Origin of the sequence: Roseomonas sp. KE2513 (assembly GCF_016107305.1) — a bacterium.
GTDB lineage: Bacteria > Pseudomonadota > Alphaproteobacteria > Acetobacterales > Acetobacteraceae > Roseomonas.
The window spans coordinates 99,744-120,024 of sequence record NZ_RCVR01000003.1 but is presented as its reverse complement, the minus strand read 5'-3'; the positions used below and the strand labels follow the sequence as shown (position 1 = coordinate 120,024).

Here is a 20,281-nt window from a genome sequence, read left to right as displayed (position 1 = left end):
AAGCACCAATTCCCGCCGCATCACGCTCCCCGCGGCGTAGCATGGCGATGCCCCTCCCGCGGCGGGCTGCCGCGTGGCAGGGTCGGCGGGCCATGCACCCCTTCCGCGACCGCCGCTTTCCGATCCTTCTCGCGCTCGGCTTTTCTGCCGGGGTGCCGCTGCCGCTGGTGGCGGGCGGGGTGCTGCGGCAGTGGTTCACGGAATCCGGGCTCTCGCTGACGGATATCGGGCTGACGGCGCTGATCGGGCTCGCCTACTCGCTCAAGTTCCTCTGGTCACCGGCGCTGGACACGGTGGCGCCGCCCTTCCTCTCGCGGCTCGGGCGGCGGCGGGGATGGCTGCTGCTGATCCAGCCCTTCCTGCTTCTCGCGATCCTCGCGACGGGGTTCAGCAACCCGGCCACGGGCCCCTTCGGGACGGCCATGCTGGCGGCGCTCGTCGCCTTTCTCTCCGCCAGCCAGGACATCGTGGTGGACGCGCACCGGATCGAGATCCTGGAGGAGCGGGACCAGGGCTATGGCTTGGCCTGCTATGTCTGGGGGTATCGTCTCGCGCTGCTGGCCAGCGGCGGGGGCACGCTGTGGCTGGTTTCCGCGCTCGGCTGGGGCGGGGCCTATGCCTATGCGGCGGCGCTGATGCTGGTGGGGGTGGTGGCGACCCTCGCCTCGCGCGAGGCGCCGACGAAGGCCGCGGCGCCGCTGCCCTGGGGGGAGCGGCTGCGGCTTTCCGTGGTGCAGCCTTTCGCGGACTTCATGCGGCGGCCGCACTGGCTGGCCATCCTGCTCTTCGTCGCGCTCTTCAAGCTCGGCGAGGCGCTCGCAGGGGTCATGACGACGCCCTTCTACCGCTCCCTCGGCTTCTCGCGGGACGAGGTGGCGGCGGTGGGGACGGTCTTCGGGCTCTTCGCGACGCTCGGGGGGGCGCTGGCGGGCGGGTATGTGGTGGCCCGGCTCGGCACGGCTCGGGCGCTGGTGATCACGGGGCTCGGGCAGATGCTGTCGAACCTCATGTATGTCGCGCTCGCCTCGGCCGGCTACGACCTGCCGATGCTCTGGCTGCAGGTGGGGATCGAGAACTTCACGGACGGGTTGGCCGACGCGGCCTTCGTGACCTACCTCTCGGGCCTCACCAGCCGGGCCTTCACGGCGACGCAGTACGCGCTGCTCTCCTCCCTCGCGGCGGTGCCGCTGCGCACCCTCGGCGCCTCCTCCGGCGCGCTGGCGGAGGCGATGGGGTGGCCGGGCTTCTTCCTGATGACCACGGCGGCCGCGCTGCCGGCCATGGGGATCATGCTGTTCCTGCTGTGGCGCCTGCCGCCCGCCGAACCCGCGCCGCTGGCCGAACCCGCCGGCTGAGGCGCATAGCGTCTCTTTAATGTGTCGCCGCGTGCGCCCGCGCGTTCCGCTAGGCACCAACCAAGGGAGCCCAGCATGCGCGCCACCATCCTCTCCGCCGCCGCCCTCGCGGCCGGCCTCGCCCTCGCCGCCCTCCCCGCCCAGGCCAAGACCGGCGGCTGCGTGAAGGACGGGGCGGTCGGCGCGGTCGCCGGCCACTTCGTCGGCAGCGGCCACGCGGTCGCCGGCGCGGCGGCGGGCTGCGCCGTCGGCGTCCACCGGCGGAACCGGGCGGAGCGGCAGAACGCCCAGCAGCAGCCGGCGCAGAACCAGCCGAACGCCGGGCGGTAGCGGCGGCTCCCGGAGAGGGCTCCGCCCTCTCCGTACCTCTCCCGCCAAGGGCCTGAGGCCCTTGGATCCCCGTCTGGCTGGCGCGGATGCGATGACGGGGGCTGGTTCTTCTTCGTGCCTTTCCTGCGCGTGCAGTCGCCTCGGGTCAGCGACCCGAGGCGCACCGGCCGCCTGGTATTTCCAACTTGAAGAAAAAGATGAGTGGGGGCCCGGGGGAGAGAATTCTTTCTCTCCCCCGGTGCGCCGGTTTCTTCAGAACCGCGCCACCAGTCCCACCCCCGCCACCATCATCACGCCGCCGAGGATCCGGAGGGCGGTCAGCGGCCGGACCTCGAAGCCGAGGAGGCCGTAGTGGTCGAGGAGGAGGCTGGTGATGACGGCCGCGGTCAGGGTGATGGCGGTGAAGGCGCCGGCGCCCATGGCCTTTGCCTCCGTCAGCGTCACGACGACGTAGAAGGCGCCCATGGCGCCGCCGATCCAGCCCCACCAGGGCACATCCCCGACGCGCCCCATGATCCCGGAGAGGGGGCGGCCGATGAAGGGGGAGGCGACGAGCACCGCCGCGATGCCGGTGAGGTAGACGACCAGGGCCGGGGCGACCGGCCCGGCGTTCAGCTTCTCGTTCAGGGTCGAGTTGCTGCCGGACTGGAGCATGTTCAGCACCCCGGCGATGATCGCGAGTAGATAGGCCACGCCCGTCTCCTGTTCCGTACCATGGAATAACGCCGCGGCTCGATGTCGGGTCAGGGCGCGTAAAATTCGGGCCCTGTACCCCGCGAGATGCTTTTCCTTCCCCTTCGATTGACGGTGCCTTCATCGAATTCGCCGATCCTCCGGCGGAACAGGCGGACCGATCCGCATGGCCGCTTTCGCCCGAGGAGATCATCGATGAGGATCCGGCTCTCGCTTGCCCTGCAACTCGGCGTCCTGATCGGCGCCCTCTGCGTGCCGCTCGTCGGCAGCTCGGCCTGGCTCTTCTTCCGGACCTCGCAGGACCTCCAGGCGGCGACGCGCGCCGTCCTCGTCGCCGATGCCACCCGCCTGGCCTTTGTCGCCCTGCAGGCCACGCGGGTGGAGCGCGGGCCGGTGCGGACGGCGCTGCGTGCCGAGGCCCCGGCCGACCCGGCGCTGCTGGCGGGCGTGCGCCAGGCGCGCGCCCGGGCCAACCCCGCGCTCGATTCACTCGCGGACGCCTGCGCCGCCATCACCTGCGCCAGCGGCGATGTTCCCGCGCGGCTCGCCGCCGCCCGCAGCGCTCTCGAGGCGGTGCGACGAGAGGGCGATCCGGCCCTTTCCCTGCCCCTCCCGCAGCGCCCGGCCGCCATCGGCGACCGCTTCAACACGGCCGCCACCGTCCTGGTGGACCTTCTGGAGGAGGTGAGCACCGCCTTGACCGCGCAGGTTCGCGGCATCGACGGGGCGAGCGCGACTCTCGCCCAGGTGAAGGACGCGGTCTATGCCACGCGCGACGCGGCGGGGCTGGAGCGCGACTTTCTCGTCGCCGCCATCACGAACCGTGCCGTCACCGCGGCGGAGAGGGTGTCCATGACCCAGCTCCGCGCCCGCATCGGGGCCACCTGGCCGCTGGTGGTGGGCGTCGCCCCGATCGTTCCGACGCCGGTCCGCGCGGCGATCGAGGCCGTGAAGGAGGAGTATTTCGGCCGCTTCGCCGCCATGCGGGACGGCGTGGAGAAAGCCCTGGCCGAGGGCCGCCCGCCCGCCGTGACCTCCGCCGAGATGAACGCCGCCGTGGACCGGTCCACCGGCCGCATGGTGGACGTCGCCGAGGCCGCCCTGGTGGGCATCGGCGACCTCGCCCGCGCCCGCGTCGCCTCCCTGAAGCTGTGGCTCGCCGGATCGGCCGCCGCGGCCGTGCTGCTCTGCGCGCTCGCGCTGGCGGCGAACGTGACGGTGCGCCGCCGCCTCATCCGCCCGCTGCTGCGCCAGCGCGACGCGATGCTGCGGCTCGCCCGCCGGGACTACGCCTTCGAGCTGCCCGACGCCCTGCGCGAGGACGAGATCGGCGAGATGGTCCGCGCGACCGAGACCTGCCGCACCGGGTTGCGCGAAGCCGACGCCCTCGCCGCCGCCCAGGCCGAGGAGGAGCGCGCCAAGGCGTCCCGCGCCGAGCGGCTGGAGACGCTGGTGCGCGGCTTCGAGGCGGAGGCGGAGACGGTGCTGCGCCGCGTTGCCGCTGCCGCCACCGAGCTGGACGCGACGGCGGGCGAGATGGCCTCCACCGCCAATGATGGGGTGGAGCGCGCGACCTCCGTCGCCGCGGCCTCGGAGCAGGCGAGCGCGAATGTGGGGACCGTCGCCGCCTCCACCGAGGAGCTGGCCGCCTCCATCGCGGAGGTCTCCCGCCAGGTGACGAACTCTGCCGATGTCGCGCGCCGCGCCGCAGGGGACGCGCGCTCCACCGACAGCGCCGTGGGGCGGCTTTCCGAGGCCGCGCGCAGCATCGGCGACGTGGTGCACCTGATCGGCGACATCGCGGGGCAGACGAACCTGCTGGCGCTGAACGCCACGATCGAGGCGGCGCGCGCCGGCGAGGCGGGCCGCGGCTTCGCGGTGGTGGCGAGCGAGGTGAAGACCCTGGCTGCCCAGACCGCCAAGGCCACCGAACAGATCAGCGCCCAGATCGCCGCCATGCAGGGCGAGACCGAGCGGGCCGTGCAGGCGATCGGCGGCATCGTGCGCACCATCGAGGAGATGGGCGGCATCACCACGCAGGTGGCGGCCGCGGCCGAGCAGCAGAGCGCCGCCACCCAGGAGATCGGCCGCGCCGTGGCCGAGGCCGCGAGCGGCACCCAGGACGTGTCGCGCCACGCCGCCGGCGTTACGGAGGGCGCCGAGCGGACCGGGATTGCCGCCCGGCAGGTGCGCGCGGCCTCGGGCGAGCTGGCGCGGCAGTCCCAGACCCTGCGCGAGAAGGTGGACGGCTTCCTGGCGGGGATCCGCACGGCCTGAGGGCGCTGCCCGCTACTCCTCCTCCTCCACCTCGCCCGGGCCGCGCTCAAGGCGGCTGCGGACCGCCGTCAGCTCCTCCAGCCAGCGGTCGAGCATGGCGCGCAGGCCTTCGGGGGTGACGCCTTCCACGCTGTCCAGGCGGGAGACCACCACGCGGCGCTCCTCGGGCAGTTCCACGCGGGCCCAGCGCGTGAGGCCGTGCAGGGCGAGGGCGAGGGCCAGGGCGTCGCCTTCCTCCACGCTGATCGCGAGGGAGAAGACAATGGTGCCGTAGTGCCAGGCGAGCGCGGGCGGGTCCTCCTCCTCCACGGGGTCCACCAGCTCCACCTGGAACGGCAGGGGCGCGCCGTGCTGGACGAGGAAGGCGGGCGCCTCGTCGTCGTCCTCGGGCTCGCCCTCGATGATCTCGAGCCCGGCCTCGCGCAGCAGGCCCTCGACATGGATGGGGCGCAGGCCCTCGAGGAAGGCCTCGGATTCGCCCAGCGCCGTTTCGTGGATCACCGAGGCCTGGAGGGGGATGGAGGGATCCCAGCCGAAGGCGCCGACCAGCGCGTCCAGCACCGTGCGGGCGAGGGAGGCGCAGCCGGCCTCGTCCAGCGGCGGCAGGTCGCGCGACCAGTCCTCCCGGCCCTGCGGCGGCAGGGTAAGGCCGAGATTCTTCAGCACGCCGGCGCGCTTGCGGGCGGAGACCGGCAGCTTCGCGAAGACCCCGCGCGGGGCGAAGCGGCCCGAGGCGACCTCCACCGCGCTGCTGGCGAAGGGGGCGGAGAAGACCTGGGCGTAGGCGGCCTCCCCCATCTCCGGCAGCATCGCCGAGACCGTGAGAAAGCGCATGTCGCCGAGCGCCCAGGAGATCCCCTCCTCCTCCGGGTCCCAGAGGCAGGTGGACATCACCGCGCGGGTGAGCTTGCGGAGCACTTCCGCCTGGGCGGCGGCGGGCGTGCCGCGGCTGCCGCCCCGGTGCAGGGTCCAGCCCCGATTGCGTCGTTCCATCGTCATGGGGCCATTCTTCGCGCGGGCAGGCGGATCGCCAAGGGGCTGGGGGTGGTTCCGGTGGCCCTGGAGAGGGCGCTGCCCTCTCCAGACCTCCCGGGTGAACGCGCAGCGTTCATCCCGCCCCGCCAAGGGCCTGAGGCCCCTGGACCCCCATCGGGCTGTCGCGGATGCGGTGATAAAGGGCTGGTCCCGGTTGCTGGCGTCGTTTCCGAACGTGCCGTCGCCTCGGGTCCAGGACCCGAGGCGCACCGGCCGTCCAGGATTTCCAATTCGAAGAAAAAGATGAGTGGGGGGTCCGGGGGGAGAGAATTCATTCTCTCCCCCAGGGGTCACCAACGCCGGCCTTGGAGGCCGGCCTTCAGGCCTGGAGAAAAGCAAGGAGGTCCGCGTTCAGCCGGTCCTTCTCGGTGAAGAACAGGCCGTGGGCCGCGCCGCCGTACTCCACCAGCTTTGCCCCGGTTATCAGGCGGGCGGCCGCGCGGCCGGAGACGTCGATCGGCACGGTCTGATCGGCGTCGCCGTGGATGACGAGGGTCGGCACCGTGAAGGCGCGCATATCCGCGCGGAAGTCGGTTTCGGAGAAGGCGCGCACGCAGTCCACGGTGGCCTTGGGCGAGGCCTGGAGCGCGAGGCCGAGCGCCCATTGCTGGATCTCGTTCGTGACGGTGAAGTTCAGCATTCCCGCGCCGAAGAAGGCCTTGCCGAAGGTGGCGAGAAAGTGCGGGCGGTCCGCGAGCAGGCCCGCGACGATGCCGTCGAACACTTCCCGCGGCACGCCCTCCTCGTGGCCGGGGGACTTGAGCAGGTAAGGCGTGACGGCGCTGACGAGCACGGCCTTGGCCACGCGGGTGCTGCCGTGGCGGGCGAGGTAGCGCGCGACCTCGCCGCCGCCCATGGAGAAGCCGACGAGGGTGGCGCCCTGGAGGTCGAGCTCATCCATCAGCGCGGCCAGGTCGTCGGACAGGGTGTCGTAGTCGTAGCCGGAATAGGGCTTGGCGCTCTCGCCGAAGCCGCGGCGGTCATAGGCGATGACGCGGTAGCCCTGCGCCGCGAGGAACATTGCCTGGTATTCCCACATGGCGCCGCTGAGCGGCCAGCCGTGGATGAGGACCACGGGCTTGCCGCTGCCCCAGTCGGTGTAGTGGATCGCGACGTCGTCGCGCGTCTTCACGAAGGGCATCGGCTTCTCCGGAGGGTATGGCCGGAGCGGAACGGTCCCTCTGGCGGGTTGGTTGCTGCCAGGCCTGCCCGCGCTGCCCGACTAGAAACGCGCGCCGGAAGCCATGCCTATGCCTCCGCGTTTGCTGCACTGCACATGGCAGCCATGCGGCCGCCTGCCCCCAATCCCGGCGCCGAGGCACCAGATGCCCCGTCGAGCGCCGCGCTCCGTGGCGAAGCCGACCCGTGGGCCCAAGCGGCCCACACCCTGCAACCAGCTCCCCGACCATTCAAGGAACGAGCATGACCAAGCCCGCCGAGAGCCCCCTTTTCACCCCCACCAGGATCGGCGCCATCGAGCTGGCCAACCGCGTGGCCATGGCGCCGCTGACCCGCAGCCGCGCCGTCGCGGGCGACGTGCCCCGGCCCTCCGCCGCCACCTATTACGCGCAGCGAGCGAGCGCGGGGCTGATCATCTCCGAGGCGACGCAGATCTCCCAGCAGGGCAAGGGCTACGCCTTCACGCCGGGCATCCATTCCGAGGCGCAGCTGGCCGGCTGGCGGCCGGTGACGGAGGCGGTGCACAAGGCGGGCGGCCGGATCGTCGCGCAGCTCTGGCATGTTGGGCGCATCTCCCACCCCGACCTGCAGCCGGGCAACGCCCTGCCCGTCGCGCCCTCCGCGATCACGCCCAAGGGCCAGGCCTTCACCGAGACGGGCTTCAAGCCGCATGTCGAGCCGCGCGCGCTGGAGGCCGGTGAGCTTCCGGGCATCGTCGCCGACTACGTGCGCGCCGCGCGCAACGCGCTGGCCGCCGGCTTCGACGGCGTGGAGATCCACGCGGCCAACGGCTACCTCCTCGACCAATTCCTGCGGAACGGCAGCAACAAGCGCACCGACCGCTACGGCGGCAGCATCGAGAACCGCGCGCGCCTGACGCTGGAAGTGACGCAGGCGGTGGTGGACGCGATCGGCGCGGACCGCACGGGCATCCGCCTCTCCCCCGTGACGCCCGCCAACGACGCGAGCGACAGCGACCCCGCGCCGCTGTTCCGGCACGTCGTGGAGGCGCTGGCGGGCTTCAACCTCGCCTACCTCCACATGATCGAGGGGGCGACGGGCGGGCCGCGCGACGTGGTGCCCGGCTTCGACTTCATGGCGCTGAAGCGCGCCTTCCGCGGGCCCTACATGGCGAATAACGGCTACGACTTCGCCCTCGCCGACGCGGCCATCCGCGAGGGGCGCGCGGACCTCGTCGCCTTCGGGCGGCCCTTCATCGCCAACCCGGATCTCGTGCAGCGCATGAAGACCGGCGCGGCCCTCGCGACGCCGGACAAGGCGACCTTCTATGGCGGGGACGAGCACGGGTACACGGATTACCCGGCGCTGGCGGCTTGAGGGCGGGCCAGCGCTTGTGGCCCCCGGGGGAGAGAAAGAATTCTCTCTCCCGGACCCCCTCTCATCTTTTTCTTTCTGTTGGAAATACTGGGTAGTCGGTGCGCCTCGGGTCGTGGACCCGAGGCGACTGCACGCACAGGAAGGGCGGACAGATGAGGGTCCAGGGGCCTCAGGCCCTTGGCGGGTGAGGTGCCGGAGAGGGCGGAGCCCTCTCTGGCTCACTCCACCGGCCGTCCCCTCGCCGAGAGGGCAACGCGGAAGGCCACCTGCCCGACCAGCGCCGCCCCGGCCATGACGAGGGCTGCCGAGAGGGCGTGTTGCTGCCCAAGGCCGGCGAGGGCGGAGCAGACCGCGCCCACGCTCATCTGCACGAAGCCGTAGAGGCCCGAGGCGGAGCCGACGACGCGCGGGTTCACGCCGATGGCCTGCCCGAGGGCGGAGGGCCCGCCGACGCCCGTGCAGATGGTGAAGGCGAACATGCAGCCCATGGCCCAGCCGACCGTGAGGCCGCCCGAGAGCACCACGGCGAGGAGCAGCAGGGCCGAGGCGAGGCTGGCGGCGCCGGACCAGCGTAGCACGCCGTCGAGCGAGGCGCGGCCGATGACGCGGCTGGCCAGCGCGTTGCCGAGGGAGATGCCGACGACGAGGATGGCGAGGTAGATGCCCACCTCGTGCTCCGGGCGGCCGAGGTCGCGGAAGATGAAGGGCGCGGCGCTGAAGAAGGCGTAGGCCGCGGTGGTCATGCAGCCGCCGAGCAGGGCATAGCCGAGGAAGACGGGCGAGACCGCCAGGCGCGCGTAGTCCCGCATGATGGTGGCGGCCGCGATGCCGGTGGAGCGGCCGGTCTCCGGCAGGAGGCGCCAGGTGAAGGCGAGGTTGGCGAGGCCGAGCGCGCAGAGCAGCAGCAGCACCACGCGCCAGCCGGCGGTGGCCGCGACAGCCGCGCCGACGAGGGGGGCGAGGCCGGGGCCGGCGGTGACCATCAGGTTCAGGAGCGCGAGGCGGCGCGCGGCCTCTTTTGCGGCGGAGGTGTCGCGCACGATGGCGCGTGCCAGGACCACGCCGGAGCAGCCGCCGAGCGCCTGGAAGAGCCGCGCGACGACGAGGGTGCCGGCATCGGGCGCGAGGCCCGCCAGCAACCCCGCCACCGTGTAGAGGCCGAGGCCCGCCATCAGCACGGGGCGGCGGCCGAAGCGGTCCGCCAGCGGGCCGTAGAAGGGCTGGCCGAGCGCGAGGCCGAGCACGTAGAGGCTGACGGTGAGCTGCATGGCGCCGGCGGAGCCGCCCAGCGCCTCGGCCGCCTGGGGAAGGGCGGGGACGAAGATGTACATCCCGACCGTGCCGCTGAAGGTGATGGAGGCGAGGAGCCAGAGGGGCACCCGGACAGGTAAGGCCTCGCTCACGCGGGGTCGCCGTGCCGGGCGGCGATGGAGTGGGGCAGGGCCGGGCGGGGGCCGGATGGGGCGAGGGGTGGCAAGGCGCCGGAAAAGCTACGCCTCGGGTTGGTGCGCCGCAACACGCCTTGGGCCACCGGCTTGTCCCGCAGCCCACCGGCCCCTAGGTGATGCGCCGATACGCGCCGCCCCGAGGGCGCCCCCGCGCAGCCCCCGAGGGGCCAGGAAAGAACAGGTAATGAGCGATACCCCGACCGACGCGAAGCCGAACGAGAACGACGCCACGAGCCCGGTCAACGGTGCCGAAGGGGCCGTGCCGAACGGTGCCTCCCCCGATGCCCCGGACCTCGCGGCCGAGCTGAACGCCATGCGCGACAAGTGGCTGCGCGCCGAGGCCGAGATGCAGAACCTGCGCAACCGCCACAAGCGCGAGCTGGAGGACGCGCGGAATTACGCCGTGACGAAGTTCGCGCGCGACGTGGCGGACGCGGCCGAGAACCTCCGCCGCGGCCTCGACGCCCTGCCGGCGGCGAGCGAGGGCGAGGACGGACCCATCGCCAAGCTGCGCGGCGGCTTCGAAGGGGTGGAGCGCGCCTTCATCGCCATGCTGGAGCGCCACGGGGTGAAGGCCGAGGACCCCAAGGGCAAGCCCTTCGACCCCGAGCTGCACCAGGCGATGGCCGAGCAGCCCGCGCCCGAGGGCGTGGAGCCCGGCACCGTCATCACGGCATGGACGCCGGCCTGGACGATCAACGGGCGGCTTCTGAAGCCGGCCATGGTGGTGGTGGCGGGGAAGGGCTGAGCCTAGAGGGAAGAAGTTCCTTCCCTCGTTCTGATTCACCTAAGGCAGGGTCTTGTCCCGCGCCCCGCCCCTGAATACATCCGGGGCCGAGCGGGACAGCCCCGCCCACCCCATCCGATTTGAGACAATGGGGCCGCGCACGGTGCCTCGAAGCATGGGCCGTGCCCCGGCCGCCGCGAAGGAGAAGTGACGGATGAGCAAGGTCATCGGTATCGACCTCGGCACCACCAATTCCTGCGTCGCCATCATGGAAGGCGGCGAGACGAAGGTTATCGAGAACGCGGAGGGCACGCGCACCACCCCCTCCATGGTCGCCTTCGCGAAGAACGGCGAGCGCCTCGTCGGCCAGTCCGCCAAGCGCCAAGCCGTGACGAACCCGACCGACACGCTCTACGCCGTCAAGCGCCTCATCGGCCGCCGCTTCGACGATCCGATGGTGCAGAAGGACATCTCCCTCGTCCCCTACAAGATCGCGCGCGCCGACAATGGCGATGCCTGGGTCGATGCGGGCGGGCAGAAGCAGGCGCCGCAGCAGATCAGCGCCTATGTCCTCGGCAAGATGAAGGAGACGGCCGAGGCCTATCTCGGCGACAAGGTGACGCAGGCCGTCATCACCGTCCCCGCCTATTTCAACGACGCCCAGCGCCAGGCCACGAAGGAGGCGGGCAAGATCGCCGGCCTCGAGGTGCTGCGCATCATCAACGAGCCGACGGCCGCGGCGCTGGCCTACGGCCTCGACAAGAAGAACCACGGCACGATTGCCGTGTATGACCTTGGCGGCGGCACCTTCGACGTGTCGGTGCTCGAGATCGGTGACGGTGTCTTCGAGGTGAAGTCCACCAACGGCGACACCTTCCTCGGCGGCGAGGACTTCGACCAGCGCGTCATTGACTACCTCGCGGACGAGTTCCGGCGCGAGAACGGCATCGACCTGCGCGGCGACAAGCTGGCCCTCCAGCGCCTGAAGGAGGCGGCGGAGAAGGCGAAGATCGAGCTGTCTTCCTCCAAGCAGACCGAGATCAACCTGCCCTTCATCACCGCCGACGCGAGCGGGCCGAAGCACCTCGTGCTGCAGCTGACGCGCGCGAAGCTGGAGGCGCTGGTCGACGACCTCATCCAGCGCACGCTTGAGCCCTGCCGGAACGCGCTGAAGGATGCCGGCGTGACCGCCGGCGAGATCGACGAGGTGATCCTGGTCGGCGGCATGACGCGCATGCCGAAGGTCATCGAGGCCGTGAAGAACTTCTTCGGCAAGGAGCCGGCCCGCAACGTCAACCCGGACGAGGTCGTCGCCATCGGCGCCGCCATCCAGGGCGCGGTGCTGAAGGGCGAGGTGAAGGACGTCCTGCTGCTCGACGTCACGCCGCTGTCGCTGGGCATCGAGACGCTGGGCGGCGTGTTCACCCGGCTGATCGACCGCAACACCACCATTCCCACGAAGAAGTCCCAGACCTTCTCCACCGCCGACGACAACCAGACGGCGGTGACCATCAAGGTCTTCCAGGGCGAGCGTGAGATGGCGGCGGACAACAAGCTGCTGGGCAACTTCGACCTGCAGGGCATTCCGCCCGCGCCGCGCGGCGTGCCGCAGATCGAGGTGACCTTCGACATCGACGCGAACGGCATCGTCTCCGTCCAGGCGAAGGACAAGGCGACGGGCAAGGAGCAGCAGATCAAGATCCAGGCCCGCTCCGGCCTGTCGGACGCCGATATCGAGCGGATGGTGCGCGACGCCGAGGCGAATGCCGAGGCCGACAAGCAGCGCCGCGCGACCGTCGAGGCGAAGAACAACCTCGAGGCCCTCGTCCATTCCACCGACAAGGCCCTGAAGGACAACGGCGACAAGCTCGCTGATGCCGACAAGGGCGAGGTCGAGGCCGCCCTCTCCGCCGCGCGCTCCGCGCTGGAGGGGACCGACCCGGAGGCGATGAAGACCGCGGGCGAGCGCCTCTCGGCCGCGTCGATGAAGATCGGCGAGGCCGTCTACAAGGCGCAGTCCGAGACCGAGGCGGCCGCCGCCGCCGAGGGGACCAGCGGGCCGAGCAACGCCAACCCGAACGGGCCCGGTGCTTCCGGCCCCGGCGGCCCCAACCCCGGCAAGGTGGTGGACGCCGAGTTCGAGGACGTCGATCCCAGCAAGAAGAAGCAGGGCTGACCGGCCCCGCGGCAACAGAGGGCGCCCGGCATCGCGACACGCGGGCCGGGCGCTTCTTTTTTGTGGCACCCGCCCCAACGCAACCCTACAGGGCCTAGCGAGAGCCCCGCACGGGAACAGAAATGGCCAAGCGTGATTACTACGAGGTGCTGGGCGTCGCCCGGGACGTGAACGAGGACGGTCTGAAGAAGGCCTTCCGCAAGCTCGCCATGCAGCACCACCCCGACCGCAACCCCGGCGACAAGGCAGCCGAGGCGAAGTTCAAGGAAGCCAACGAGGCCTACGACGTCCTCAAGGACGCCGAGAAGCGCGCCGCCTACGACCGCTACGGCCATGCCGCCTTCGAGGGCGGCGGCGGTGGCGGCGGCGGCCCCTTCGGTGGAGGCTTCGCCGGCGGCGGGTTCGAGGACATCTTCGAGCAGATGTTCGGCAACCTGAACGGCCGCGCCGGCCGGGGGCAGCAGAACAGCGGCCGCGGCTCCGACCTCCGCACCGAGGTGACGATCGGGCTGGAGGAGGCCTTCGCGGGCACCAAGACCACCATCCGCGTCCCCTCCTCCGTCACCTGCGACAACTGCGCGGGCACGGGCGCCGAGGGCGGCAAGGCGCAGACCGACACCTGCGGCACCTGCAAGGGCGCGGGCAAGGTGCGGGCGCAATCCGGCTTCTTCCTGGTGGAGCGCAGCTGCCCCACCTGCGGCGGCACGGGCCGCATCATCAAGAATCCCTGCAAGGTCTGCCAGGGCGCCGGGCGGGTGGAGCGCGAGCGCAACCTCAGCGTCACCATCCCCGCGGGCGTCGAGGAGGGCACGCGCATCCGCCTGGCCGGCGAGGGCGAGGCCGGGCTGCGCGGCGCACCGCCGGGCGACCTCTACGTCGATATCGGCATCCGCCCCCACCCGATCTTCCAGCGGGAGGGGAACAACATCTTCATCCGCGTGCCGCTCCGCATGACGCAGGCCGCCCTGGGCGGCGCTGTGGAGGTGCCGAGCATCGATGGCGGGCGCGCGCGCGTCTCCATCCCCTCCGGCACCCAGGCGGGGGACCAGTTCCGCCTGCGCGGGAAGGGCTTCTCGATCCTGCGCAGCGCGGCGCGGGGGGACATGTACGTGCAGGTTTCCGTCGAGACGCCGCAGAACCTGACGGCGAAGCAGCGCGAGCTGCTGGAGCAGTTCGAGGCGGAGGCGACCTCGGACAGCCGGACGAGCCCGGAGAGCGAGGGATTCTTCTCCCGCGTGAAGGAGTTCTGGGACGGGCTGGGGCGGTAGGGCTCCGCGAGCTCGCGCGGGGGGAGAAGAGGTTCTCCTCCCCGCCTTGCCTCGCCCTGGTTTCGGTTCGGCGCCGAAGGTGCTCTCCGGTGCGGACGGCGGCGCGAACGCCCTCGACATTTCCGTGCCGGATGATCATTAACCCGCCCCGAACGCGTCCTTCCCGCTGCGGCCGGAAGGATGCCGTGAGCAGCAGGATGCAGGCTTCCGGGCCCGCAGGATGGAGCCCGCCGACGCCATGAGCCTGACCGCCACGGGAAGTGCCACGCCGGCCGGGGAGGCCGGGCTGGTGGACGAGCTGGCCGCGCTGCTCGGCCGCCAGTACGTGACGGCGGCGGACGAGGACCAGGAACCCTATGTGGTGGACTGGCGCGGCCGCTACCACGGGCGAGCCGCGGCGGTGGTGAAGCCGGCCAGCACGGCCGAGGTCGCCGACGTGGTGCGCCTCTGCGCCCGCCACGGCGTCGCCGTCGTGCCGCAGGGCGGGAACACCGGCATGTGCGGGGCCGCGACGCCCGACGCCTCCGGGCGCAGTGTGGTGCTGCGGCTGGACCGGCTGAACCGGATCCGCGCCCTCTCCGCCCTCGCAAACTCGGTCACGGTGGAGGCCGGCTGCATCCTGCAGACGATCCAGGAGGCGGCCGAGGGCGTGGACCGGCTCTTCCCCCTCTCGCTCGGCGCGGAGGGGAGCTGCCAGATTGGCGGCAATATCGCCACCAACGCCGGCGGCACGGCCGTGCTGCGCTACGGCAACACGCGGGAGCTGGTGCTGGGGCTGGAGGTGGTGCTGCCGGACGGCACGGTGCTGAACCGGCTGCAGGGCCTGCGCAAGAACTCCTCCGGCTACGACCTGAAGCAGCTTTTCATCGGGGCGGAGGGAACGCTCGGCATCATCACGGCTGCCTCGCTCAAGCTGTTCCCCCGCCCGCGCGTCTCGGCGCTGGCCATGGTGGCCCTGCCGGAGATCGAGGCGGCGCTGACCCTGATGGGCCGGCTGCGCGGCACGGTGGGCGACCGGCTTGCGAGCCTGGAAGCCATGTCGCGCGGGCAGATCGCCGTCATCGCCGAGCACGTGCCGGACGTGGCCATTCCCTTCCCGCTCGACGCCCCCTGGTACCTGCTGATCGAGCTGACGGACACGCTGGCCGGCACGGACCTCCGCACCCCGCTGGAGGAGGCGCTGGGCGCCGCTCTTGAGGAGGGGCTGGTGGTGGATGCCGTCCTCGCCGAGAGCAGCGCCCAGGCCGCGGCGCTGTGGAAGATCCGCCATTCCGTCTCCGAGGGGAGCAAGCGCGCGGGCTATGTCGTGAGCCATGACAGCGTGGTGCCGCTGGAGAACCAGGCGCTCTTCGCCCGCAACGTGGAGCGGCGCATCGCCGAGGTCGCGCCGGAGGCGCGCATCGTGATGCACGGCCATATCGGCGACGGCAACATCCACGTCCTCGCCATCCTGGACGCCCGGCAGTTCCCGGATACGACCGCCGCCGCGCCGATGGTGGCGCGGATCAACGCGGTGGTGGATGACGAGACCGCCGCGCTGGGCGGCGTCATCAGCGCCGAGCACGGCATCGGCCTGAGCAACCGCGGCCGGCTGGGGCGCGTGACCGATCCCGGCGAGATCGCGCTCATGCGCGGCGTCAAGGCGCTTCTCGATCCCGGTGGAATCATGAACCCCGGCAAGGTCCTTCCTCCCGAGGCCTGATCTCCGCTCCCTAACGACACCTCCAGAGGAAACGCCGTGAACCGCCGCCTGCTGCTCGGAACCGCCCTCGGCTCCGCCGTCCTGCCCTCCGTCCTCCGTGCGCAGGGAGGCAACTGGCCCCTGCGGCCCGTCCGCATGATCGTGCCCTATCCGCCGGGCGGCGCGACCGACGTGATCGCGCGCATCTACGCTGATCACATGGGGCAGACGCTGGGCCAGCCGGTCGTCATCGAGAACCGCCCGGGTGCCAGCGGGAACATCGGCATCGACGCCGTGGCGAAGGCGGCGCCGGACGGCTACACGATCGGCGCCGGCACGGTGTCCAACTTCTCGATCAACCAGTACCTCTACAAGTCCGTGCCCTACGACATCGAGCGCGACCTGCGGCCGATCGCGCTCGGCTGGGAGTTCCCGAACATCGCGGTGGTGGCGCCGAACAAGGTGCCGTCGACGACGCTGCAGGAGTTCATCGCCTGGGCGAAGTCCCGGCGCGGGGGCATCACCTACGGCTCCACCGGCGTCGGCACCACCACGCACCTGTCCTCCGCGATGCTGTTCTCCCGCCTGGGGATCGAGGCGGTGCACGTGCCCTATCGCGGCGCGTCGCAGATCCAGCCGGCGCTGCTGAGCGGGGACATCGATTTTGCGATCGACGGCGTCGCCTCCTACCAGGCGCTGGTGGAGGCCGGGCAGATCCGCGCCCTGGCCGTCACCAGCGCCGAGCGCTGGCCCACCCTGCCCGCCATCCCCACCATGGCCGAGGCGGGGATCGAGAACTTCGTCGTCACCGTCTGGGGCGGCTTCGTCGCCCCGGCCGCGACGCCCGACAGCGTGGTGGAGCGGCTGAACGCCGCGCTCAAGGCAACGGTGGACGACGCCGCGCAGCGGGAGCGCTTCGCCCGCGTGGGCGCCAAGCCGGTCTGGACCACCGCCGCCGACGCCACCGCCCGCGCCGCGCGCGAGCGGCCAATGTGGCGCGAGACGATCGAGAAGTCCGGCGCCTCCGCCGACTGAGCCGCGCTCCGGCGCCAGGTTCCCCGGGCGCCGGAGAGGCGCGTCAGCGCTTCGCCTCGATGCAGTCCCAGATCGCGCGTTCCAGGTGCACGCCGTCGAAGCGCGCGATTTCCTGCAGGCCGGTCGGTGAGGTGACGTTGATCTCGGTGAGGTAGCCGCCGATCACGTCGATGCCGACGAAGATCATGCCGCGCGCCTTCAGCTCCGGGCCGATGGCGGCGCAGATCTCGCGCTCGCGGTCGGTGAGCGTCGTTTGCACGGCCTTCCCGCCGACATGCATGTTCGAGCGCGCCTCGCCCTCCGCGGGCACGCGGTTGATGGCGCCCATGGCCTCGCCGTCCACGAGGATGATGCGCTTGTCGCCCTGGCGGACGGCGGGCACGTATTTCTGGATGACCAGCGGCTCGCGCGAGCGCTCGGTGAACATCTCGATCAGCGAGTTGAGGTTGGAATCGTCGGGTTTCATGTGAAACACCCCGGCGCCGCCGTTGCCGAAGAGAGGCTTCACGATGATGTCGCCGTGCTTCTCGCGGAAGCGCGCGATGAGGCGGCGGTCGGCCGTCACCAGGGTTTCCGGCATGAGGTCCGGGAAATGGGTGACGAAGAGCTTCTCGGGCGCGTTCCGCACGCTGGCGGGGTCGTTCACCACCAGCACCTTCGGGTGGATGTGCTCGAGGATGTGGGTGGCGGTGATGTAGGCCATGTCGAAGGGCGGGTCCTGGCGCATCAGCACCACGTCGGCGTCGCGGCCGAGGTCGAGCTCCACCTCCGGGCCGAAGGTGAAGTGGTTGCCCTTCTCCCGCCGGACCTCGACCGGGTGCGCCCAGGCGGTCACGCGGCCGCCGGCCAGCGCGAGGTCGCGCACGTGGTAGTGCCAGAGGGCGTGGCCGCGCGCCTGCGCCTCCAGCATGAGGGCGAAGGTGCTGTCGCCCTCGATCCCGATGCTCTCCATCGGGTCCATCTGCACCGCCACCCGCAGGGTCTTGGCCATGGGTCCTGTTCCTCGATCGCTTGGGGCGCCTTGGTCGCATCCCGCGCGCGAGGGCGCCAGAGGGGGGGACCGCCCTGACAGCGCGCGGCGCGCCCGCTATGTCAGGGGGATGGAGCCCCTTCGCACCCTCACCGGCAAGACGCGGCTGGCCGGCATCCTCGGCCATCCCGTGTCGCATTCGCGCTCGCCGCGGCTGCACGGCTTCTGGCTGGCCCGCCACGGGATCGACGGGGCCTATGTGCCCCTGCCGGTGGAGCCCGCCCGCTTCGAGGCGGCGTTGCGCGCCCTGCCGGCGCTCGGCTTCGCCGGCGCCAACGTCACCCTGCCGCACAAGGGCACGGCCATGGCGGTCTGCGACGTGCTGGAGGAGGACGCGCGGCGGATCGGGGCGGTGAACACCCTGGTGTTCCGCGAGGACGGGCGCATCGAGGGCTGGAACACCGACGGCTGGGGCTTCCTGCAGAATCTGCGGGAGGCAGCGCCAGGCTGGCGGGCAGAGGCCGGGCCGGCGGTGATCCTCGGCGCCGGGGGCGGGGCGCGGGCGGTGGCGCATACCCTGCTCTCCGCCAGCTGCCCTCGACTGACATTGGTCAACCGCGGCCGCGCCCGCGCGGAGGCTCTGGCGCGCGAGCTTTCGGAGCACGGCGCGGTGGTCGAGGTGGCGGACCAGCCGCCGCTGGAGGACGCGGCGCTGCTGGTGAACACGACGAGCCAGGGAATGCAGGGCCAGCCGCCGCTGGTGCTGGACCTCTCGCCCCTGCCGGCGGGCGCGGTGGTGGCGGACCTCGTCTACGTGCCGCTGGAAACGCCGCTTCTCGCCGCCGCCCGGGCGCGCGGGCTGGTGGCGGTGGACGGGCTGGGAATGCTGCTGCACCAGGGCCGCCGCGGCTTCGAAGCCTGGTTCGGCACCATGCCCTCGGTAGACGCCGAGTTGCGCGACTTCGTCGCCTCGGACATCCCGCGCACATGAAGACCGGCACATGAAAATCTGGGCGCTGACCGGCGGCATCGGCATGGGCAAGTCCACCGCCACCGCCACGCTGCGGCGCCATCGCATCCCCGTCTTCGACGCGGACGCCGCCGTGCACCGGCTGCAAGGTCCGGGTGGGGCCGCCGTGCGCCCCATCGGCGCCGCCTTTCCCGGCACCACCCGCCCCACGCCGCGCGGCCCGATGGTAGACCGCGAGGCGCTGCGCCGCGTGGTGCTGAGCGACCCCGCGGCGCTGCGGCGGCTGGAGGCGATCGTCCACCCGCTGGTGCGCCGCGAGGAGCATCGCTTCCTCGCCCGCGCGCGTCGCCGCGGGGTGCGCCTGGCCGTGCTCGACGTGCCGCTGCTCTTCGAGACGGGCGGCGAGCGGCGGGCCGATGCCGTGATCGTCGTCACCGCGCCGCCGGCCATCCAGCGCGCCCGCGTGCTCCGCCGCCGCGGCATGACGGAGGAGCGGCTGCGCGCCATCCTCGCCCGTCAGGTGCCGGACAGCCTCCGCCGTCGCCGGGCCGACCACCTCATCCAGACCGGGCTCTCGCGCCACCACGCGCAGCGGAGCATGCGGCGGCTGCTGGCGGATCAAGGCTGAGGAGCAAGCGCCCGGCAGTGGCCAGCCATGCGCCGGCGCCATTGGCCCAGCGGCCCCTCCATCACCATCTCCCTGTCACCCTCTGCTGAGGGAAAACAAGGGATTAAGATAGTGCTTACGACCATGTTCCTCATCGTCCTGGCCGGCCTGACGGCGGCCAATGTCGCGGCGCGGGTGGCCCTGGACCACGCCCCGATCCGCGTTCCCGTGACCGGCCGCGACTGATCCGACCGGCCTCCCGCCTGCCCAGGGTTCCCCAGGGGAGCCCTGACGGGCGGAGCTGCGGCGGCGGCCGGGAGAAGCCCCTTCGGCCGCCGCCCCAACTCCCCTAAACTCCGCCCATGACCCGCGCCCTCATCCTCGACACCGAGACCACCGGCCTCGACCCCGCCACCGGCGACCGCGTGCTGGAAGTGGCGGCGATCGAGGTCGTGAACCTCATGCCCACCGGCCGCTCCTTCCACCGCCTCATCAACCCCGAGCGCGACGTGCCGCCGGAGGCGACGAAGGTGCACAGCTTTACCGCCGCCATGCTGGCCGACAAGCCGCTCTTCGCCGAGATCCTGCCGGAACTCCTCGACTTCCTCGGCGACGATCCCATCATCGCGCACAACGCGCCCTTCGACTTCAACTTCCTCGACCACGAATTCGACCGCTGCAACACGCCGCGCATCGACCGCAGCCGCATGGTCGATACGCTGGTCATGGCGAAGAAGCGCTTTCCCGGCCTGCCCAACTCGCTCGACGCCCTCTGCCGCCGCTTCGGGATCGACCTCTCGGCGCGCACGACCCACAACGCGCTGCTCGACGTGCAGCTCCTCGGCCAGGTCTACCTGGAACTGATGGGCGGCAAGCAGCCAGGCCTGGAACTGGCGACCAGCATCGGCGCCCGCTCCGGCCTCATCGCCACCAGCGGACCCACCATCCGGACCCCGCGGCCCATCACGCCGAGCGCCGAAGAACTGGAACGGCACGCGGCTTTCGTCGCGAAGCTGAAAGAGCCGGTCTGGGCGACGATCGAGGAGGGTTAGCGCTGTTGGCCCCGGAGAGGGCTCCGCCCTCTCCGGACCTCACCCGCCAGGAGCCTGAGGTCCCTGGACCCCCATTTGGCTGTCGCGGAACCTTCCTCAACAGTCAGTCGGCTCGGGTCACTGACCCGAGGCGCACCGGC

Annotated in this window: 17 protein-coding genes; 12 read left to right on the top strand and 5 right to left on the bottom strand. The window is 71.7% G+C overall.

Going from position 1 to position 20,281, the window contains the following annotated elements:
* Nucleotides 1-92: 92 nt before the first annotated feature.
* Nucleotides 93-1,355 (top strand): AmpG family muropeptide MFS transporter, encoded by a 1,263-nt coding sequence (locus D9599_RS04310; protein WP_198379996.1) that lies wholly within the window; start codon nt 93-95, stop codon nt 1,353-1,355.
* 75 nt (nt 1,356-1,430) lie between these two features.
* A complete protein-coding gene (locus tag D9599_RS04305; RefSeq protein WP_198379995.1) occupies nt 1,431-1,685 on the top strand; it encodes a hypothetical protein in 255 nt (84 codons plus the stop codon).
* A 252-nt stretch (nt 1,686-1,937) separates the two neighbouring features.
* Here the strand turns inward: D9599_RS04305 and D9599_RS04300 are convergent, their stop codons facing one another.
* Nucleotides 1,938-2,378, bottom strand: a complete 441-nt coding sequence (locus D9599_RS04300) for a DMT family transporter (RefSeq protein ID WP_309228532.1) — start codon at nt 2,376-2,378, stop codon at nt 1,938-1,940.
* Between the two features lie 195 nt (nt 2,379-2,573).
* On the opposite strand from D9599_RS04300, the gene D9599_RS04295 reads away from it, so the two are divergent.
* Nucleotides 2,574-4,655: a methyl-accepting chemotaxis protein gene (locus tag D9599_RS04295; RefSeq protein ID WP_198379994.1), complete on the top strand. Its 2,082-nt coding sequence runs from the start codon at nt 2,574-2,576 to the stop codon at nt 4,653-4,655.
* A 12-nt stretch (nt 4,656-4,667) separates the two neighbouring features.
* Here the strand turns inward: D9599_RS04295 and D9599_RS04290 are convergent, their stop codons facing one another.
* Together D9599_RS04290 and D9599_RS04285 are read right to left on the bottom strand one after the other, a co-directional pair.
* On the bottom strand, nt 4,668-5,654 hold the full coding sequence (locus D9599_RS04290) for a hypothetical protein (protein WP_198379993.1): 987 nt from the start codon (nt 5,652-5,654) through the stop codon (nt 4,668-4,670).
* A gap of 355 nt (nt 5,655-6,009) precedes the next feature.
* On the bottom strand, nt 6,010-6,831 hold the full coding sequence (locus D9599_RS04285; RefSeq protein ID WP_198379992.1) for an alpha/beta fold hydrolase: 822 nt from the start codon (nt 6,829-6,831) through the stop codon (nt 6,010-6,012).
* Nucleotides 6,832-7,112: 281 nt separating this feature from the next.
* Between D9599_RS04285 and D9599_RS04280 the strand changes: the two genes are divergently transcribed.
* Nucleotides 7,113-8,207, top strand: a complete 1,095-nt coding sequence (locus D9599_RS04280) for an alkene reductase (RefSeq protein WP_198379991.1) — start codon at nt 7,113-7,115, stop codon at nt 8,205-8,207.
* A gap of 218 nt (nt 8,208-8,425) precedes the next feature.
* On the opposite strand, the gene D9599_RS04275 is transcribed toward D9599_RS04280, so the two are convergent.
* Entirely contained in the window at nt 8,426-9,610 is a 1,185-nt protein-coding gene (locus D9599_RS04275) for a Bcr/CflA family efflux MFS transporter (RefSeq protein WP_198379990.1), read from the bottom strand.
* 229 nt (nt 9,611-9,839) lie between these two features.
* Between D9599_RS04275 and D9599_RS04270 the strand changes: the two genes are divergently transcribed.
* The 5 genes from D9599_RS04270 to D9599_RS04250 all read left to right on the top strand — a co-directional run bounded on the left by D9599_RS04270 (nt 9,840) and on the right by D9599_RS04250 (nt 16,542).
* Entirely contained in the window at nt 9,840-10,403 is a 564-nt protein-coding gene (locus tag D9599_RS04270) for a nucleotide exchange factor GrpE (protein WP_198379989.1), read from the top strand.
* A 193-nt stretch (nt 10,404-10,596) separates the two neighbouring features.
* Nucleotides 10,597-12,558 (top strand): molecular chaperone DnaK, encoded by a 1,962-nt coding sequence (gene dnaK / locus D9599_RS04265; protein ID WP_198379988.1) that lies wholly within the window; start codon nt 10,597-10,599, stop codon nt 12,556-12,558.
* A 122-nt stretch (nt 12,559-12,680) separates the two neighbouring features.
* Nucleotides 12,681-13,826 carry a molecular chaperone DnaJ gene (gene dnaJ / locus D9599_RS04260; protein WP_198379987.1) on the top strand — a complete coding sequence of 382 codons (1,146 nt, stop codon included), beginning with the start codon at nt 12,681-12,683 and terminating at the stop codon, nt 13,824-13,826.
* Between the two features lie 238 nt (nt 13,827-14,064).
* Nucleotides 14,065-15,528 (top strand): FAD-binding oxidoreductase, encoded by a 1,464-nt coding sequence (locus D9599_RS04255; protein ID WP_198379986.1) that lies wholly within the window; start codon nt 14,065-14,067, stop codon nt 15,526-15,528.
* 36 nt (nt 15,529-15,564) lie between these two features.
* A complete protein-coding gene (locus D9599_RS04250) occupies nt 15,565-16,542 on the top strand; it encodes a tripartite tricarboxylate transporter substrate binding protein (RefSeq protein WP_198379985.1) in 978 nt (325 codons plus the stop codon).
* Nucleotides 16,543-16,585: 43 nt separating this feature from the next.
* Here D9599_RS04250 and gshB read toward each other — a convergent pair whose 3' ends face one another.
* Nucleotides 16,586-17,533: a glutathione synthase gene (gene gshB / locus D9599_RS04245; protein ID WP_198379984.1), complete on the bottom strand. Its 948-nt coding sequence runs from the start codon at nt 17,531-17,533 to the stop codon at nt 16,586-16,588.
* A 109-nt stretch (nt 17,534-17,642) separates the two neighbouring features.
* Here gshB and D9599_RS04240 point away from each other — a divergent pair, with 109 nt between their 5' ends.
* The 3 genes from D9599_RS04240 (at nt 17,643) to dnaQ (ending at nt 20,141) form a co-directional block, all read left to right on the top strand.
* Nucleotides 17,643-18,503, top strand: a complete 861-nt coding sequence (locus tag D9599_RS04240) for a shikimate dehydrogenase (RefSeq protein ID WP_198379983.1) — start codon at nt 17,643-17,645, stop codon at nt 18,501-18,503.
* A 10-nt stretch (nt 18,504-18,513) separates the two neighbouring features.
* Nucleotides 18,514-19,110, top strand: a complete 597-nt coding sequence (coaE, locus tag D9599_RS04235; protein ID WP_198379982.1) for a dephospho-CoA kinase — start codon at nt 18,514-18,516, stop codon at nt 19,108-19,110.
* A gap of 341 nt (nt 19,111-19,451) precedes the next feature.
* The gene (gene dnaQ / locus D9599_RS04230) at nt 19,452-20,141 is read left to right on the top strand and encodes a DNA polymerase III subunit epsilon (RefSeq protein ID WP_198379981.1); all 690 of its coding nucleotides are present in this window, start codon (nt 19,452-19,454) and stop codon (nt 20,139-20,141) included.
* The last annotated feature ends 140 nt before the right edge of the window (nt 20,142-20,281 follow it).